This is a genomic window from Vibrio sp. OPT18 (genome assembly GCF_015163615.1).
Lineage (GTDB): Bacteria > Pseudomonadota > Gammaproteobacteria > Enterobacterales > Vibrionaceae > Vibrio > Vibrio coralliirubri.
On record NZ_JADDYK010000087.1, the window covers coordinates 110310 to 129017 of the forward strand.

The following is an 18708-nucleotide window of genomic DNA, read 5'->3' on the forward strand; positions in this document are numbered from 1 at the left end:
AGGCGCGTTTTGTATTTATTATCTCAATTGCCTAGAACGGTGCAAAATTGTCATGTACCACTGTTGGTACTGCCCAGCGATGATGCGCATCTATAGTCTCTAGCACCGGATTGTGGTGTGGTATTTGTCCACGGTCGCCATACAACCACAAAACTAAGTTCGAACGTTCACCACTTGTTATCGGCAGCGCCGCATGGGCAACGTTTCCTCGATGAATCATAGCGACACCGGGCGTAAATGTCGTTTCGTTCATCTTACCCGTAGCAGGGTCATAAAAGTTAAGTTCTGAGCCTGAAAACTCTTCATCTGGCATATTTACGTTTATGTTGAGCGTGACAGAAGACGCATCAGTATGAAGACGTAAAGACGTATCTTTGTTCGCTTGATACTGAATCGAGAACCCAAAAGTTTGCGTATCGTAACCCATGATTTCAGGGAACAATAAGCGAGCGATAGGACGCATGTAACTGTCGAGTAAATCTCGGTAAAACGCTTGGAAACTTGGCGCGGCTAAATAACCTTCAGATCGGCTGTCTAACATTGCTCCACCACGGTTGAGCACTATGCCATATGGTGGGCGTAGCGGGATTTGAGCGTTAGAGACCGCTTCCAAGTAATCACGCAACTCAGCGAGACGTTCAGCATCAAAGAACTGAAACTTAAACACCCCAGGAGAGATCTCTTCGAGTAAGTCTTTTACCGCGATTTCTTTCGTTGGATCTTGCCAAGCTTCTCTGACAGCTTCACGCAGGCGTGCATCTAACAGCGAATCGTCAAAATCTAATTGGCTGCCTTCCGCACTTGCTTCCCATTCTTTCCAAGCCTCGCTGAACAAGCCCTTATTGTTGTCCCAAAACTGTTGTACAGAAGGAGCTCGTTGAAGCATCGCTTCTCGTGTCGGTAAATCGATGGCGCGTGCGCGCTCTAGTTGATTAGATAACATAATGTGTTCGCTCCTTTTGTTTGCTTGCAACCAATCTATTACACCAAGGTTTGTAGATAAACGGGGCGCTGGGCAAAACAGAATTAACCTTTTCTATATAATCAAATAGCGGCTTAGCGGTTCTGCTTAAGTAAATAAGCGTCAGGAATAGTTAGTGACGAACAAATTACGGAGTGATGGAGAAGCTTAGACGATCATGCAAATCCTTTTGCATGTTCGATGGGGGAAGCGTTGGTTAGAAATCGTAGTTGAGGTTCATTGAGCTGTAGATTTCGGCGTTACTTTGGTCTGATGCGACAGTGGTGTTGTAGATGTATTCGGTATCGAAAGTCAGCGCTAAATTGCCCATCAAGATGTTCTTTAGATAGCCTTTGAGGTTGTAATTGGTGTTCTCTTCACCGTAAGCCATGTTGGCCGTTGCCCCCATAGAAAACGTTTCTGTGAGCGTCAGAGAGCCATCAACACTGGCATTGACGATCAGCTCATAGTTCTCTTTGTTCGGGAACTCTTCATCGGAGGATTGGCGTTGACTGATTCGGTAACCCGGACCAGCAGAGCCTTGGAGTTTGATTCTTTCAGTATCATAAAAGTGGCGACCCAACCCTGTAGCCGTTATGAATTGCTTACGATAAGTACCAAAGTGGTCGTGTTCAAAGCGTGTTGTCGCGACCAAATAGGTGACTTCGTTCAAGTCATAGCTGATGCCATAGTTGGTGGTATAGCGATTGGTGCCGTCTTCATCGTTTTCGGCATCGGTATAGTAGGTATCAAACTGAACTCGTTGGCCCCAGTTCTCTTTTTTGTATCCAACAGAGATTCCAGAGTTGATCGACAAAGATGAGCTGGTGTTTTGTGAGTAGATAAAACCGAGCTTGGTCAGGGTCGTAAAAGGGGATTCTTCAGCTTCTTCTTGTAACTCGGAACCTTCGCTTAATACGACGTCGTCCTCGAGTATCACTTCTTCAACCTCTTCTCCAGCCTCTTTTCCAAATATAGGCATAGAGAACGCGATGAGAAATAGAGGCAGCTTTGCTAGGGAGCGTGTGTATGAAACTGTGTTGGTTGATGGGCGCGTTGTTTGTGAGATAGCGTGTGTCGACATAATGGTTTGGTATATAAGGTGATTGAACACGACGAACGCAAGGCTAGTCGTGAAGAGTCGTCAATGGTTGAATCGAAAATGCGAGTAAGTTATGACGCCATAGGCAAAGGCGAAAAAATCGTTTTTATCGCAGAGAATCCGTTACCTCGATGAGGATTGAAATCTTCAATGTGGACAAAGAATTCAAGTATCTCAGAGGGTTTATCGTCTTCGATTAACAAGAACTCGAGTAGCCCTTGTTCGACATGGCATGAAACGATGGTTTCGCTCGATTGATCAGCTGAAATCTGTTCAACATTGATCACAACGCTCGTCTCGGGTAACACATTGAAAGCATCTTGCGCGCACTTAAGAATACAGCTGCAGACATACTCTCGATATAAGGCATTATTTTCAGAAAGAGACATCGTTTCAAGCTTCACTTCGCCTTGGCTCAATACCTTTTTTTCTTTAGGGATCACGTTGTGCTTATTAACCTGAATATTGATTTCTAGCAGGTGACCATTCTTATAGGTATTAAAGTTATGGTTAATCAGCTTAGTGTCGACTACCGCAGCGTTAATCGGGTTTTGTTGAGCTTCGGAAAGGGCTGATAGTTTTGCTTCACTATCGTTGTTTAATATACCTTTCGATAATTGGTTGCCCTTGGCCCAGTAGCTATAGCTTTGAACCCAATGTACAAACTCTGTCTTGTATTGCTCGATGTCTTGTTCGGCGGCACGCTCGATATTATTGGTGAGGGTGTACAACTTCGACTTGTTGCCTAGCAGCATATCTAGCCAGTTAGGTTTGTACTCATCGAGAGCTTCCATGGCTTTGACTTTATGATCGAATCGAACCGTTGGCATTGTCGGCGCAGGTTCCATCGCAATCGACTCCCAATTCATTTTTGGGGTCGGAATGGTATGCACGGATTGGATTAAGTGGAGGTGCTGATTGAATAAGCTCACTTCACTTACAGCGTCCTCAAGTTGTTTGGTATTCATCTACATTCCTGTCGACTGTTGTTCTTGTAATTTGGCGCTTAGTTTATGGTCAAAGCGGCAGAACAGTATTTAAATGAATGTGAATGATCTTTCGTGAGGTTACTTGATATTGGTTTAGGAATATTTGGGGAGGAAAGTTGGGTTTATGATTGAGTTAACAGCATAGAAACACAGAGAGCAAGGCGCTCTCTGTGTTGGTCATTTTGTTATTATAGAAACTCGTTGATGAGCATTATCTCTGGCGTCTTGCGACCAAAGTGAATCGGTAATCGTTAGACGTGAAGTAGTTTCGGCTGTATTCAAATACCGTGTTATTGGCGAGGTAACCGCGAGTACGTTTTTCAATGATAGGCTGAGCTGGGTCAATACCTAACTGTTTAGCAACGTCTTCAGGCGGAAGAATCGGTACCAATTCCTGCTCACTTCGATCAATCACCATGCCTTTGGTGTTTTCAATAAAGTCGTACTTTGATGTCTGCATCACTTGATAGGTGAGATCTGGGAATAGGGCAACAGGTAACCAAGTTTCTTCAACCGTGATTGGATTGTTGTCTATGAAACGAACACGTTTTACGTAGAAAACCAATTCGCCTTCTTTGATATCTAAATGTTCAGACATCGCCAAAGAACACGGCTTCATTTCGAAGGCCAGAACTTCACTGTGTGTAACCACATCTAAATGCGCCCACTTTTCTTGAAAGCTCGACTGTTTGTAGATGTCGTAATTGATCTTGTTCTCTTTGACGTAAGTGCCGCTGCCTTGAACGCTTTCAAGCTCATCGTTTTCGATCAGTAGTTTCAGCGCCTGTCTAACCGTTACACGGCTTACCGAGAATACTTCACGCAATTGCGCTTCTGTTGGGAGTGCTTCTCCAACTTTATATTCTCCAGAACTGATCTTTTCTCTTATTGCATCGGCGATTTGGCGATACATAGGGAGTCTTGCCATTTTTGCCTCATTTGTGCGCTAGGACAACTAGACTTTGATTAAGAACCTGTACCTTAAATACGTAAATTTGCTCTATATAAGCCTTGCTTTAAAGGTTAGTGTGAGCATCGTATCGGCGTTTTGTAGTACATATAATACAAATTAAACGATACATAACAAGCTTTCTTAAAGGATTTACCAATACGATTTAAATACAAATTAAATACAAATATGTATTGGTGAGATCGTGATCACGGATTAAATGTCTTGAAGTTGTATTATTCTTATCGTCGGCAGGGACGACTGTCGTACTAATCCGTGACTATGGGACAAAGGTTATGAAACTTACTACTCTAACGAATAAGTCGCTCGTAAATCTGCAAACTACGTTTAGCAGTCGAGAAGAAGCGATTTACGCACTTGCTGACCAACTGGATCAGCAAGGCAAACTGCATAACAAGCAAGAGTACCTTGATGCAGTATTTGCTCGTGAAGAGCAAGGCCCGACAGCGCTTGGCGAAGGCCTAGCAGTACCGCACGGCAAGACTGACGCGGTTAAAGAAGCTGGTTTCGCTGTAGCAACGCTTAAAGAAGACATGAAATGGAAAGGCTTGGATGAAGACGAGGATGTAAATCTAATCTTCCTAATTGCGATTCCGAATGCAGAAGCGGGTTCTACCCACATGCATCTGCTTACTGCACTGACAACTACATTGGTTGACGACGATGTTCGCGAAGCAGTATTAAAAGCAACAACCGCTGAAGAAATCTTTGCGCTTCTTGATGGCGACAATCAACAAGATGAAAAACAAGACAACTTAGATACAAATGCACCGACAATTGTATGTGTGACGGCTTGCCCTGCAGGCATTGCTCATACTTATATGGCGGCAGAATATCTTGAAAAGGCGGGCAAAAAGCTTGGTTATAATGTGCATGTTGAAAAACAGGGCGCAAACGGTATTGAAGATCGCTTAACGGCTGAGCAATTAAACAATGCAGTGGCTTGTGTATTTGCTGCTGAAGTTGCGATTAAAGAATCTGAGCGCTTTAACGGCATTCCTCGTGTAGAAACGCCAGTTGCAGAACCGATTAAACACGGTGAACGCATTTTAAACGAAGCGATCGAAGAGTCGAAAAAAGGCAACGGTGCAGAGCGTAAAGTAGCTACTGATGATAAACCTAAGAAAGTGCCACTGAAAACAGAGCTCAAACAAGCACTGCTTTCTGGTATTTCTTATGCGGTTCCTCTTATCGTTGCTGGTGGTACTGTTCTTGCGGTTGCTGTTCTTATCGCGCAAATTTTTGACCTGCAAGAGCTCTACGCAACAAAAGATTCTTGGCTATGGATGTATCGCAAACTAGGTGGCGGCCTACTGGGTACATTGATGGTGCCGGTACTGGCAGCTTACACAGCTTACTCATTAGCAGACAAACCGGCACTAGGTCCTGGTTTTGCCGCGGGTATTGCAGCAAACATCATTGGTTCAGGTTTCCTTGGTGGTGTCGTTGGTGGTTTGATTGCGGGTTACGTGATGCGCTGGGTGAAAGAGCATGTTCGCTTAGGCCCTGCATTTAACGGCTTCCTTACTTTCTACCTTTACCCGGTGATTGGTACTTTGGTAGCAGGTAGCTTAATGCTGTTTGTTATCGGTAAACCTGTTGCGTTCCTAAACCAAGGTCTGACGGACTGGTTGAACGGTATGTCAGGCACTAACGCTCTGCTTCTAGGTGCGATTCTTGGCCTGTTTGTATCATTCGACTTGGGTGGTCCGGTAAACAAAGCCGCTTACGCATTCTGTTTAGGTGCAATGGCGAACGGTGTTTATGGCCCATACGCAATCTTCGGCTCAGTGAAAATGGTATCAGCGTTCACCGTAACGGCTTCAACCATGATTGCTCCACGCTTATTCAAAGATTTTGAGATTGAAACGGGTAAATCAACTTGGCTACTTGGCCTAGCGGGTATTACTGAAGGTGCAATCCCAATGGCGATTGAAGATCCAATCCGTGTAATCGGCTCATTCTTACTAGGCTCTGTGGTTACAGGTGCAATGGTTGGTGCGGCAGGTATTGGTCTATCGACTCCGGGCGCAGGTATTTTCTCTATCTTCTTGTTACACGATTCTGGTTTGGGCGCATTCTCTGCTGCGGCAATCTGGTTCGGTGCTGCGATTGTCGGCACAGTGATTTCAACCATTACTCTTCTGATGTGGCGTGGTCACGCGGTAAAAAAGGGTAAGTTTGAAGCAAGTACTGCAACACAGAACTAACTGAATTTTGAGTTAGCTCCTAACTCACTGCGAAATCAATATATAAAAAATAACAAACAACTGGCTGTCCTAAATACCTGTGCTCCTAACGGTTTTATTCACACAGATTCTGGGCGTGGTTTTCTGCACCCTAAATTTAGTGGCAGCCAATTTTAACCCCTTGAAAAAATTTAATTTAGTCGTATTTGGGTTCGAACTTTAGTTTTACTCGAAGCGACACATTTAGGTAAATGATTATGACTACATCACGCGTACATATTACTCCTCACATGCACTGGGATCGTGAATGGTATTTCACAACAGAAGAGTCTCGTATTCTTCTTGTGAACAACATGGAAGAAATCATGAACCGTCTGGAGAGCGATCCAGAATACAAATACTACGTTCTAGATGGTCAAACCGCCGTTCTAGAAGATTACTTTGCAATCAAACCAGAAAACACAGAGCGCGTAAAAGCATTGGTTGAAGCGGGCAAGTTAATTATTGGCCCTTGGTATTCTCAAACCGACACAATGCAAGTTTCTGGTGAGTCAATTGTACGCAACATGATGTATGGCATTCGTGACTGTATGAAGTTTGGCGATGCAATGAAGATTGGTTACCTACCAGATTCATTCAGCATGAGCTCACAGCTGCCAATGATCTACAACGGCTTCGACATCACGCGTGCAATGTTCTGGCGTGGTTGTTCAGAGCGTCATGGTACCAACAAAACAGAATTCTTATGGCAGTCTAATGACGGCAGTGAAGTAACGGCACAAGTGCTTCCGCTGGGTTACGCGATTGGTAAATACCTTCCACAAGACGAAGAAGGCTTACGTGCTCGTTTAGATAAGTACTTCCCAGTGCTAGAAAAGCCATCGGTGACTAAAGATATCTTGCTACCAAACGGCCACGACCAAATGCCGATTCAAAAAGACATCTTTGAAGTAATGGACAAGCTTCGCGAAATCTACCCAGATCGTGAATTCTCAATGAGCCGTTACGAAGAAGTGTTCGAGAAAGTAGAAGCGGCGCGCGACCAACTCGACACAATTAAAGGCGAGTTCAACGACGGTAAATACATGCGTGTTCACCGTACGATCTCTTCTACGCGTATGGACATCAAACTGATCCACGCAGAAATCGAAAACAAGATTGTAAATATCTTAGAACCGCTAGCGTCTATCGCTTGGACATTAGGCTTTGAATACCACCACGGCTTGATTGAGAAAATGTGGAAGGAGAGCATGAAGAACCACGCTCATGACTCTATTGGTTGCTGTTGTTCAGACAAGGTACACGCTGAAATTCTAAACCGTTACATCCTTGCGGATGACATGGCGACAAACCTGATTCATTTCTACAAGCGTAAGATTGTTGACCACATGCCAGATCGTGAAGGTTGCGACAAACTAGCGATGTTCAACCTTTCACCATACGAGCGTGAAGAAGTGGTTAACACGACTATCACTATCCGTGCACAAGAGTTCTCTATCTTTGATGAAAACGAAAACCCAGTTGAGTACTTCATCCAAGACAAGCGCCAAATTGACCCGGGTAAAGTAGACCGTCAAATCGTTCACTACGGTAACTACGACCCGTTCATGGAGTTTGATATTCAGATCAAACGTACTGTGCCAGCGATGGGTTTCACTACGTTACACATCCAAGGTAACGAGAAGGGCGCAGTTAAAGTTGCTGAGCAGAAGGACTACCTATTAGAAAACGAATACTACCGAATCAATGTAAACGACAACGGTACTCTGACTATTTTCGATAAAGAGACAGAGCAAGTATTCGACCAAGTCCTTCGTTTAGAAGACGGTTCTGATGACGGCGATGAGTACGATTACTCTCCATCTCGTCAAGAATGGTTACTGTACTCAGACGAATTCCCAGTCGAAACATCGATTGATCACCAAGGCTTCCAATCGGTAGCGAACATCGCTTTTCGCATGAGCGTGCCTGCAAACCTTACAGAGCGTGAAGAACGTACGGGTCAAAACGGATTCGTTGAAGCGCAATGCCAAGTGGTATTGAAGCAAGGTTCTCGCCGCATTGAAGTACGCATGGAACTAGACAATCAAGCCGACGATCACCGTGTACGTGTGCTAGTACCGACACCATTCGTTTCTGAAACTGTGGTTGCAGATAACCAGTTCGGCTGTATTACTCGACCAACCAATGACCCAGCTATGGCGGTGTGGGAAGAAGAGAAGTGGAAAGAAGCGCCAGTTCCTGTGTATCAGTTAATGAACTTTGCAGCGTTAGAAAACGGCAAAGCGGGCATGGCGATTATGTCGAATGGCCTGCGTGAATTTGAAGTGATTGCATCTCAAGGTGACGAAAACCGAGATACCTTCGCACTGACACTATTCCGTGGTATCGGCGTGTTGGGTAAAGAAGAGCTATTGCTTCGTCCGGGCCGTCCATCAGGCATCAAGATCCCGACACCAGATTCACAAGTGCGCGGCAAGTTAGTGTGTGAATTCACGCTGTGTGGTTTCGCTGATAACCATATTGACGCCAACATCATGGCGCAAGCACGTGACAGTGTCACTCAAATCGAATGCTACAACAAGATCCCTTACAACGCGATGAAGCTGAATGTGGGCGAACAAAACCTACCAATGAGTTTTAGCCTTCTGTCTAAGCAACAATCAGGCGCTGTGTTGAGTGTGCTGAAGAAAGCGGAAGATGAAGATGCGTTGATCATGCGTGTCTACAACCCGGCAGAAACAGGTTCAGTGTCAGATTCAATCTCCTTCACTCAAAACGTTTCAAGCTGGAAAGAGACAAGCATGGACGAGCGCGTACGCGAAGGTGATGTAGCAACAGAAACCTTCGGTCAACTGGCATCTTGCCAAGCAAAAACATTCCAAATCAAATTCTAATTTTAATCACCCGCTCACCTTGGTGGGCGGGAATGGTGAACGACAATGAAAATTGTAATTGCCCCCGATTCATTTAAAGAATCACTCGACGCTCACCAAGTTGCGTCTTGTATTGAGCGTGGATTTGCTGACGTTTTTCCTCACGCAGAGTTCGTGAAAATGCCACTCGCCGATGGCGGAGAAGGCACGGTAGACGTGTTGCTAGAGGCGCTCGATGGTAAGAAACAACGGCTGCAAACGACGGATCCAATCGGTCGCGAATGTACGGCTTATTGGGCTTCACTTGTACAACAGGTTGATGGCATAAGCGTAAACACTGCCTTGGTGGAGTTTGCTCAAGCATCGGGTTTAGATCGATTAACCTTAGAAGAAAGATCACCTCTTACAGCATCGTCTTACGGCACAGGGTTGCTGATTAGAGATGCGCTAGATAAAGGCGTGGAACAAATCATTATTGGTCTGGGCGGTAGTGCCACCAATGACGCAGGTGCTGGCATCTTACAAGCGTTGGGAGGCCAGCTATTAGACAAGCAAGGCAACGAGCTATCTGGTGGCGGCGCCGAGTTAAGCCAGTTAGCAAGTATCGATCTTGATGGACTGCACCCTAGATGCAAAGAAGTGACGTTCGTGGTCGCATGTGATGTGAATAATCCACTGTGTGGTGAAAGTGGAGCCAGTGCCGTGTTTGGCCCACAAAAAGGGGCTTCACAAGCTCAAGTTGAACAACTTGATACTGCGATCGGTCACTTTGCCGATATCGCTCAAACACATACGGGTACTAATCATCGCGACACAGCTGGTTTTGGTGCGGCTGGTGGTACACCTCTGGGGTTAAGTCTTGCATTCAGTATCCAAATTAAAGCGGGTATTGAGATGGTATTAGATACCTTGGATGCAGATAAGGTTCTTGAAGGAGCTTCACTGGTCGTGACCGGAGAAGGGCAGATGGACAACCAAACCCTGCAAGGTAAAACACCTTTCGGTATTGCTCAGCGAGCTCAAAAGCTGAGTATTCCAACCATTGGAATTGCGGGCTCTTTGGGGCAAGACGTTGAAAAACTTTACGGCTCAATGTCTAGCTTATTTGGAACCGTGCGTTCACCTCAGTCTTTAGACCAAGTTTTATCAGAAGCGAATCAAAACCTGACTCGCACTGCCCGTAATATCGCCGCCACGCTCAAGCTTGGCAGCCAGATTTTTAATGAGAAGTAATTATGTCTCTATTTAAACTCGACAACGTTATTCAAAATTACGCATGGGGAAGCAAAGACTCCATCAACCAACTTTTTGGTATTGTGAACCCAAACCAAGAACCTCAAGCAGAAATTTGGATGGGTGCTCATCCAAATGGTTGCTCAAAAGTAGGTGATACCGGTGAGTCGCTTTCTCACATGATTGATGAAAACAAAATCGATGTCTTAGGCGGGTACACGGCGGCACGTTTTGGTGAATTACCTTTCCTGTTTAAGGTGTTGGCCGCTGAAACACCGTTGTCGATTCAGGTTCACCCGAACAAGCGAAAATCAGAATTAGGTTTTGAGCGAGAGAATGCACTTGGCATCCCTTTGAATGCGTCTAATCGTAACTACAAAGATCCAAATCATAAACCTGAGTTGGTTTATGCGTTGACCTTTTACAAAGCGATGAATGGCTTTCGTCCAATCGTAGATATTATTGCTTTGTTCGAAGAAGCGGATATTCCTTCGTTAGCGATTGAACTTAATGTACTAAAAGCCAATGCCGACAGTGATTCTCTAAAGTCTTTCTTTAGCGCAATTATGTCTCTTGAAGGTGACCGCAAAGCGTCTGCGCTTAATGAACTTTATGCTGCACATGCGCGACCAGCAAAAACGGTCATGGGACGTGAAGCTTTGCAATACAGCATTGAATTCAAACAGCACTATCCGGGTGATATTGGTTTGTTCGCCCCATTGATGCTCAACACGGTTGAATTGGCGCCGGGTGAAGCGATGTTCCTGTTCGCAGAAACCCCACACGCTTATGTTCAGGGCACAGGCTTGGAGATCATGGCAAACTCAGACAATGTGCTGCGTGCAGGTCTCACACCCAAATATATCGATGTCCCTGAGCTTATCGACAACACGATCTTTGAGCCGATTAAGCCAGAAGATATTCGCCTTAAGCCTGTATTGAAAGAGGGCAAGATGAGCTATCCGATTCCGGTGGATGACTTTGGCTTTGATATCTTATCTGCGACTGATGAGAGCAAGTCACAGTATTTACGTAGCGCGGAGATATTGTTCTGTGTGGAAGGAGAGGCGACCATCACCTCAGAAGGTCGTACAGTTTCTCTTAAGCCCGGAGAATCGGTCTTTGTAAGTAGTAATTCAAGTGTTTACCAATATCAAGGGAATGGCATTTTGGCTCGTGCTTTTAACTAGTGCCCCCGTGCTAGCGATCAGCAAAAGAAATGTCAGAGTGCCACTGTAAAGTGGTACTCAATATTGGATTGATGGTTGTTACCTATCTGTCTTTGACAGTCATGATTATTGACCATACCCGCTACTCTGGCGGGTTTTTTCATTGTTAGAATGAGCAAATATAAGCCTGTAGAAAAGACAAACCCTGCGATCAGAGCAGGGTTTTTATTGAATCAGTAATGAGTGACTGGTTAAGCAATGTGCGTCATTTTATTAAGCACAAAGGTTTCAATACAACCTTCAGTCGCAGCCATGTAGTCAGCGATGTGTTGGCTCGCTAAGTGTTTCTCTAGATGAGCTTCAGACTCCCAGTTCTCATGAAAAACGAAGTGAGCAGGGTTACTGTTGTCTTGGTGCAGATCGTAGTTAATACAGCCGTCTTCAACACGGGTTTTATCGATCAATTTAATCATCTCAGCTTTTACAAGCTCTGTTTTGTCTTCTTTAGAGACGATCGTTGCAATAATAGTCAGTTTGCTCATTTTCAATTCCTTCGCTTTAAACTCGATAAGTTCAAGTAATGTAAGTATAAATTCAGACTGAAGAAAGAGTTCTGAAATCCAATAACTATGGTTCTTAGCATCCATAACCTCAGTAAGTTATCGGAGTGATATATTAAAAGGGACGTTAGAATAATAAATGCCCGACTATAGGAACCGGGCATGATTGATAGAGTTTATCTGGCTGTATTAGTTGTGGATTTCAGCTTTAATCCAAACCATACGGTGATCTGAAGAAACATCTTTTCCGTTACCGTAGCTACCTACACGCTCGTCATTCATTAATAGACGGCCGTCTTCGAACGTTGCTGGCCAGTAAACACCAGAGTCTGAAATTGTTAGGTTTTCTGATGGTACAACATGATCAAGGCGTAGTCCGCTCGTGCTTGTTACTTGACCTGGGTATGGAGTATCCCAGTTCGCTTCTTTACATTCGCCAAGAGCTAGACACTCGGGGCCACCAAGGCTGGCAGGTGCTAATGGACCGAACGTCGCTAAACGGTTAACTTTGTCGTGGTCCATCAGTGCATTGATTGCTGTCAAGTCACCATCACCTTTAAGAGGGTCAGCGTTAAGGTCGCCCATAACAACGAATTTAGCGTCTGTGTTTAATCCGCCAGTCACGCCTTTATCGTCGTACATGTAGCTTTGACCTTCGATGTAATCGACCCAGAAATTGATTTCATCAGCATTTTGAACTTTGTTCTTACCCGTGTCGAAAATAGGTGGCGTTGGGTGAGACATAAGTAGGTGAATCGTATCTGATGTACCGTCTTCTTGAGGAATTAGGATTGGTGCGTCAACGTGGTTTTTAGAAGAAAGGCGAACTTCTGCCCACTCTTCAGCGGTATACCAGTCGTCACCACACTCCATGCCATCTGGGATAGGGTTCCAAGAATCGTTACAGTTGGTGATAGTTGGCATGGTAGCCGAAGGCATATCGCTCCATTTGAACTTTTGGAAAGTACGAATGTTGTCGTGATCAATTTCGTACATAGACATTAGAGCGAACGCATATTGTCCGTGGTAGTTACCAAAACCCCATGCATCGCCAGGTAGAGCTCCGGCAATACCATCATTATCCAGATCGAAGCCAAATTCATTTAGTAGGCCAGTGTTGGTTGCGAAGTTTGCGAAATACTGGAATACGATTGGCTCTAACTGAGTGCCGTCTTGATCAAAGCTGTTTGAATTTTGAGATACAGATAGGTAGTTCAAGCGGAACCCGATAAGAGCATCGTTATTTTCAGCGGTACCATCGTTGTTAAACTCCGCCATCATGATTACTTCTGGGCGTTCAGTCTGGATGATTGCAGCTACGTTACGAATCTGGATTACTTTCAGCGCAGTCGCTTTGTCTTCGTCCGATAGAGTGTCATTTTTCCAACCCTCAACCAGTGCATCTTGTTCTGGCTTAGTCAGTTTCATTTCAGCAACAAGATCTTCGTAGGTATAACGGTCAAAAGACAGATTAAATACGGCAATTTTAGCTTCTGTAGAAGAAGGAACCGTTGGTTCTTGAGGGTAGTAGTTGTTTGTTGTCTCATCACCGCAGCCGAATAAAAGGGAAGTAGAGATTGCTAGCGCTAGTGATGTTTTTAACATTTTCATAAAATAACTCGCTTGTGTATTCCGTGGAACAGGAGGCGCGCATTTTATGTTACAAAACAAAACCCTGTAAGTGACTTTGTTCACAAGTGGAAATGTAATAAAGTATTCTCTTGCACTTTAGGTGTGATATTTGACATTGCTCCATTTTAAATTGGAGTTTTTATTCAACAGAAATCATAGCTTTATGCCTGTGAAAAAAAAGCCTAAGTAATTATTACTTAGGCTATTGATTAAAAATAACTTAATGTTAAATGACTGTTAAGCATATTGTTCCACTGTCATTGCCCAATTTTTCTTCTGTTGTTCGAAATTCATTTTGATTTGCTGATAACGAACTTTAAGAACAGAGTGTTCGTACTTCTTCACAACGTCTTCGCGCTTGCTTTCAAGTAGCTGCTTTTTAACTTCGTAATATTCGTTCATGTTTGATACTAGAGCATCAAACTCTTGTTGAAGCTTGTCTGCGATTTGTTGTTTGTCGGCACGATGCATGATCTTTTGCTGTGTGCGCTTAAGTAGCATAGTAGCTTCGGCCTTTTCAATGCGGGCTTGAGGCGTTTTCTTTAGCTTGCTTGCTAAGCCCATCAATGAAGCACTCTTAATCAACCACTTCGTTGGATCGTATTGCCACCAGTAAATGCCATTACGGTAATCGTTCTCAAAGATGTGGTGGAAGTTGTGGTAGCCTTCGCCGAAAGTGAGTACTGCTAACACACCGTTATCACGGGCCGTGTTTTTATCGGTAAAAGGTTGGCTACCCCAGATGTGAGCAAGAGAGTTAATGAAGAATGTTGTGTGGTGATTAAGTACCAAACGAACAGCGCCTACGATTAACAACATGCCAAGTATGTCACCGTAAATAATACCTAACGCGATAGGAACACCGAAGTTCATCAGCAATGCCAACAGAACATAGTGCTTGTGCTGCCACATAACAATCTTGTCTTTTTTAAGGTCACGGCAGTTTTCGTAGTTTTCGTACATTGAAGTGCTGTAATTACGGATCATCCAGCCAATGTGTGAGTACCAAAATCCACGTTTTGCAGAGTATGGGTCTTTGTCGTTGTTATCGACATGCTTGTGATGAACACGGTGATCAGAAGACCAGTGTAGCGCGCTGTTCTGCAGGGCAAATGCACCACCTAATGCAAACAGGAATCTTAGGCTTGAATGCGCTTCAAACGCTTTATGTGACCATAAGCGGTGATAACCCGTCGTGATTGAAAGGTTACAGAACGTAAAGCAGATTGCTAGCCATATCCAGTGCTCCATGCCATAGCCAAAAAAGTAGCCATAAACGGGAGCCGCAACAACAGCAAGCAGCATACTAAAAGAGAACACAAAAATATTGAGCCAGATTAATGGCGGCTTTTTTGTAGATTGTTTGTCGGCACTATTCATTAGCAAATTTCCATTGGGCTTACATCTGTGCGCTAGAATATCAGCGTACACGTGTAAGTCAATATTGAAAGTGTAAACGTGTATTAGTATGTTTTGCTTAAATATTGTATAAAGGTAGTGTGAAATGTAGTAGCAAGTCATAAATGGAAGTACTAAGGGCTAATAAATGGAAATTAAGGTAGCTGAATATAAAGATTATGAGCGGATTGCCCAATTACACGCGGATAGCTGGAAGCTATATTACCGTGGCATTCTTGCTGATGATTACTTAGAAAATGATGTTTTGGAGGACAGATCTGTTATTTGGCAGACTCGTTTGATTAATCCTCCTTTCAATCAACATGTTTTATTGCTTGAAGAAGGTGGTTTACTGGTTGGTTTCGTCTGCGCGTTTGGTAATCACAACTTTGAGCGTGGCACGTTCATTGATGCGTTACACGTAGACAATAATTATCGCGGTCGAGGTGTAGGCAAGCGTCTGTTGTCTGAATTATCGAAGTGGTTGCAGCAATACTATTCGGATTCAGGGCTCTACCTAGAGGTGATGTCTGAGAACCACCAAGCGATTGCTTTTTATTAAGCGATTGGTGGTAAAGAAGAGCTCGAGCAAGTTTGGAACGCACCATGCGGCAGCCAAGTGAACGAGAAAGTGATTTCTTGGAACTCTCCCGTTGAACTTGAACAGAAAACAGCAAGCGTCGTGTATTCTTAGTCGATTCTTGTTGAATATTGGTTTTTGCTGAGTAGCAAATAACAGGTTCTTAACGAAGCTATTTTAAAGCAGAAGAACAAAGACAAAAGCCCCGAGCATTAAGTTGCTCGGGGCTTTTTTGATTGGATATGTGGTCGTTTTAATGATTAGCAAAGGCGCGTGAAATATTGGCCGACTAATCACACCATGTAATCTTATTCCTACCGTCTTTCTTCGAAATGTAGAGTGCTTGGTCGGCGTCGTCGATAAGTTGCTCAACAGAACCAAGGGCCTGAAGTGCATGTTTAACACCGATTGAAATCGTTACTTCTAACCTAAGGCGAGCAGGGGATTCTAAAAGGGAATTAACCAGCGATTCAATTGAGGCCTCGGTTTCTCCTTGGACCATCACCAAAAACTCTTCACCGCCGTATCGAAAGCAGTTACTGCTGGTCGGTAGTCGTTTTTGAATCTCATCGGCCAGTTCTTTAATCACCATGTCGCCCATTTGATGGCCGTAGGTGTCGTTAATCGATTTGAAATGATCAATATCTATCATGATCGATGTAATGGATAGCTGACGGTCTATGCTCGGTTCTATAACCTGATGAAGATAAAGGCGATTGTAGCAGCCCGTTAGTGCGTCTTGATAGGAAAGGGCCTCAAACATATTGGACTGTTTGCGAAGCTGAATCGCTTGTTTGCGCAGTTGCTCGGATTGAGCGAAACGTTTGTGTACTTCCAAGTCACGTCTTATACAGGCCGCCGAGATTAGGATATAAGCCGAGATATAAACGGAAATTGTTTCTATTTCATTCTTTGGCTCTGCTTCATAAAGCAATGGTGCCAGGCCGATGAGATAAGCCAAAAAGATAAACGACAGCGTAGAGATACTGTATTTGGCCGACAGTCGTGAAAACGTACCAATGTAGATCATGACGAGAATTACGCCACCTTGGTAATCGAAGTTGTTTAACTCAATCGCAAGCCGACCGACATAGACCAAAAAAAGCGAGCTAATTACAAGGAAGGCGCTTTCTACTGGTTCTAAAACGTTGGGTTTGCTGGTGATGCAATATCTGGCGGCAGCCATCATCAATAGAAAAAGTATGACTCGGAAAATGATAGGTGTAAGGCTCTCACTACCAAAGTGGATGTAGTCAGTGATAATGAATGCACAGAATATTGAGATCGGGATGTAGATGAAATTTATGTACGGCAAATAAATTTCATTATCGAAATAGGTTTTAAATCTTTGATTCTTGAACCCAGAATAAGAGCGCATTGAGAAATTAGCCGAGATTGATACACAATAATTTGCGTAGTATGTCACAGTGTTTGGGATTGTAAACGACCGTTTCTATAGATTTGTCAGTATGTTAGCTAGATCAACAAACGGTAGCAGGCAATATTCACGCTCTATTATCGATAGAACGTGAATATCTAGAGGTAGATGTAAGAGTGGTAAACAGAAACTAAAGCAGATTATAAAAACTAATAGCGATTAACGCTTGTTCTTCAAGTAACGCTTACGACGCTCTTCTTTTTTCTTAATCTGTTGTTCCGCTTTCAGCGCAGCCGCTTCTTCAACTTCGATCAGCTCTTGTGTGATCATTTCTGGCAACTCAAGCGTTACCTTACCTAAAGTGCCATTACGCAATTCGTGAAGTAGGATTTCCGAACATTTGTGAATGTCGATATGTCCACCGGCACGAAGTGCACCACGCTTACGACCAATCGCTTCCATCAATTCGATGTCAGACTCTGGCAGCTCTTCAATTTGGTAACGCTCTTGCAAAAGGTTAGGGTACTGCTTTGCTAGGTATTCTACTGTGTAGAATGCCACTTCATCGTATTCCATTGCTGTATCTTTTACAGCACCTGTTGCAGCCAAGCGGAAGCCACTGTGTGGGTTTTCTACTTTAGGCCAAAGGATTCCTGGAGTATCAGAAAGGATCACGCCATTCTGCAGGTTGATACGTTGTTGACGACGAGTTACCGCAGGTTGGTTACCAGTAACCGCAATCGTGCGTCCAGCCAAGCAGTTGATGATCGTAGACTTACCCACGTTCGGGATGCCCATGATCATTGTACGAATGTTCTTGCCCATCTGTTCACGGTGCGGTGCCAGTTTACGTACTAGCTCCATAACGTGGTTAACTTCTTCTTTTACGCTAGTCGTAATCGCAATCGCTTTTACGCCTTGTTCTTTCTCGAAGTGCTCAATCCAACGTTGAGTCAGTTCAGGATCCGCAAGGTCACGCTTGTTCAACACTTTTACACAAGGCTTATCGCCGCGCAGTGAGGAGATCATTGGGTTTTCACTACTGAACGGGATACGAGCGTCCAGTACTTCGATGATCACATCAACTTGTGGGATAACTTCTTCGATTTCTTTGCGGGCTTTATGCATGTGACCCGGAAACCATTGGATGCTGCTATTAACCATTTGAAAATATTACCTTTAAATTTTAGTTTTTTTATGTGGGGTACAATATGGGGTACATAAGATTTGATAAGGAAATCACAATACATGTGCTCTTTCGTCGCCACAATAAACTTTGATAAGGAGATCTTAACACTTTATCAGGGTAGCGTGAATCGAATAACAGGTGTGAAGGCTTAGAGAGTATTTAAAACAAATTTCTTGGGATGATTACGCTGGATAAAGCAGATAGAAAGCAATAGAGACTCTTTTCTTAGTTATTTCTTAATTTGGTTCTAGTGATTGAGAGAGGTGTGCAAATCAAGGAGGTAGTTTTTAAAATGAAGAGGTTCTGAAGTAAAACAGCGCTACAGTGCGTATTTCGGTGATTGCGATCGCTCGTTTCCGCTGTTTTTCAAGCAAGTTGTCGTGTTTTTTTTTACAATTTAGTAACCTTAATGATTACGCTGCACACTTTTCAGGGTTCAAGTACACCTTATCGATATAACTCCAGTCTCTCGTCTGCCGACT

General features: G+C 43.9%; 13 protein-coding genes and 1 pseudogene. 5 read left to right on the forward strand and 9 right to left on the reverse strand.

Features of this window, described 5'->3' with window-relative positions:
* Positions 1-31: 31 nt before the first annotated feature.
* The 4 genes from IQQ51_RS22430 to IQQ51_RS22445 all read right to left on the reverse strand — a co-directional run bounded on the left by IQQ51_RS22430 (position 32) and on the right by IQQ51_RS22445 (position 3980).
* On the reverse strand, positions 32-943 hold the full coding sequence (locus tag IQQ51_RS22430) for a 2OG-Fe(II) oxygenase (RefSeq protein WP_193842180.1): 912 nt from the start codon (positions 941-943) through the stop codon (positions 32-34).
* Between the two features lie 235 nt (positions 944-1178).
* Positions 1179-1943, reverse strand: a complete 765-nt coding sequence (locus IQQ51_RS22435; RefSeq protein ID WP_193842190.1) for a DUF481 domain-containing protein — start codon at positions 1941-1943, stop codon at positions 1179-1181.
* A 191-nt stretch (positions 1944-2134) separates the two neighbouring features.
* Positions 2135-3031, reverse strand: a complete 897-nt coding sequence (locus tag IQQ51_RS22440; protein WP_193842181.1) for a hypothetical protein — start codon at positions 3029-3031, stop codon at positions 2135-2137.
* Between the two features lie 232 nt (positions 3032-3263).
* Positions 3264-3980 (reverse strand): GntR family transcriptional regulator, encoded by a 717-nt coding sequence (locus IQQ51_RS22445; protein WP_009845448.1) that lies wholly within the window; start codon positions 3978-3980, stop codon positions 3264-3266.
* A 317-nt stretch (positions 3981-4297) separates the two neighbouring features.
* Here IQQ51_RS22445 and mngA point away from each other — a divergent pair, with 317 nt between their 5' ends.
* The 4 genes from mngA (at position 4298) to manA (ending at position 11510) form a co-directional block, all read left to right on the forward strand.
* Positions 4298-6232: a PTS 2-O-a-mannosyl-D-glycerate transporter subunit IIABC gene (gene mngA, locus IQQ51_RS22450; RefSeq protein WP_050644166.1), complete on the forward strand. Its 1935-nt coding sequence runs from the start codon at positions 4298-4300 to the stop codon at positions 6230-6232.
* 236 nt (positions 6233-6468) lie between these two features.
* A complete protein-coding gene (gene mngB / locus IQQ51_RS22455) occupies positions 6469-9108 on the forward strand; it encodes a mannosylglycerate hydrolase (RefSeq protein ID WP_193842182.1) in 2640 nt (879 codons plus the stop codon).
* A gap of 45 nt (positions 9109-9153) precedes the next feature.
* On the forward strand, positions 9154-10320 hold the full coding sequence (locus tag IQQ51_RS22460) for a glycerate kinase (RefSeq protein ID WP_193842183.1): 1167 nt from the start codon (positions 9154-9156) through the stop codon (positions 10318-10320).
* A gap of 2 nt (positions 10321-10322) precedes the next feature.
* Positions 10323-11510 (forward strand): mannose-6-phosphate isomerase, class I, encoded by a 1188-nt coding sequence (manA, locus tag IQQ51_RS22465; protein WP_081230495.1) that lies wholly within the window; start codon positions 10323-10325, stop codon positions 11508-11510.
* Positions 11511-11740: 230 nt separating this feature from the next.
* Here the strand turns inward: manA and IQQ51_RS22470 are convergent, their stop codons facing one another.
* The 3 genes from IQQ51_RS22470 to IQQ51_RS22480 all read right to left on the reverse strand — a co-directional run bounded on the left by IQQ51_RS22470 (position 11741) and on the right by IQQ51_RS22480 (position 15061).
* Positions 11741-12031, reverse strand: a complete 291-nt coding sequence (locus IQQ51_RS22470; RefSeq protein WP_048615323.1) for a putative quinol monooxygenase — start codon at positions 12029-12031, stop codon at positions 11741-11743.
* Between the two features lie 207 nt (positions 12032-12238).
* Entirely contained in the window at positions 12239-13660 is a 1422-nt protein-coding gene (locus IQQ51_RS22475; RefSeq protein WP_193842184.1) for an endonuclease/exonuclease/phosphatase family protein, read from the reverse strand.
* A gap of 258 nt (positions 13661-13918) precedes the next feature.
* Positions 13919-15061, reverse strand: coding sequence for an acyl-CoA desaturase (locus tag IQQ51_RS22480; protein ID WP_193842185.1), 1143 nt, complete (start codon positions 15059-15061; stop codon positions 13919-13921).
* A 166-nt stretch (positions 15062-15227) separates the two neighbouring features.
* On the opposite strand from IQQ51_RS22480, the pseudogene IQQ51_RS22485 reads away from it, so the two are divergent.
* Positions 15228-15773: pseudogene (locus IQQ51_RS22485) on the forward strand (GNAT family N-acetyltransferase).
* A 175-nt stretch (positions 15774-15948) separates the two neighbouring features.
* Here IQQ51_RS22485 and IQQ51_RS22490 read toward each other — a convergent pair.
* Positions 15949-16974, reverse strand: a complete 1026-nt coding sequence (locus tag IQQ51_RS22490; protein ID WP_050646224.1) for a GGDEF domain-containing protein — start codon at positions 16972-16974, stop codon at positions 15949-15951.
* A gap of 282 nt (positions 16975-17256) precedes the next feature.
* Positions 17257-18201: a ribosome biogenesis GTPase YlqF gene (ylqF, locus tag IQQ51_RS22495; protein WP_123300796.1), complete on the reverse strand. Its 945-nt coding sequence runs from the start codon at positions 18199-18201 to the stop codon at positions 17257-17259.
* Positions 18202-18708: the final 507 nt, after the last annotated feature.